Below are 423 nucleotides of genomic sequence, written 5' to 3' on the forward strand. Positions count from 1 at the left end.
CCGTGAGCCTGTTTAACGCCGGTGCCGGCCGCTTCCTGGCGCTGGAGCTGTCTGCGCTGGAAGCTGACGGCCGCGGCAAGATCGTCTCCAGCCCGCGCGTGGTCACTGCCGACAACATCAAGGCGCTGATCGAGCAAGGTACTGAGATTCCGTACCAGCAGGCGACGTCTTCCGGTGCGACTTCGGTGTCGTTCAAGAAGGCCAACCTGAAGCTGGAAGTGACGCCCAAGATCACGCCGGACGGCAACATCTTCCTGGATGTGGACGTCAACAAGGACAGCGTAGGTATCCAGACCACCAACGGCTTCGCCATTGACACCAAGCACGTGCAGACGCAGGTGCTGGTCGAGAATGGCGGCACGGTCGTGATCGGCGGTATCTACACGCAGAACGAGCGGACCGACATCAACAAGGTGCCGCTTC

At 61.2% G+C, this 423-nt stretch carries 1 pseudogene; it reads left to right on the plus strand.

From position 1 onward, the window contains the following. Positions 1-423, plus strand: a pseudogene (locus I6F36_RS39045) (type IV pilus secretin PilQ); the annotation flags it as partial.

Origin of the sequence: Bradyrhizobium sp. BRP19 (assembly GCF_020194195.1) — a bacterium.
Taxonomy (GTDB): Bacteria; Pseudomonadota; Alphaproteobacteria; order Rhizobiales; family Xanthobacteraceae; genus Bradyrhizobium; species Bradyrhizobium yuanmingense.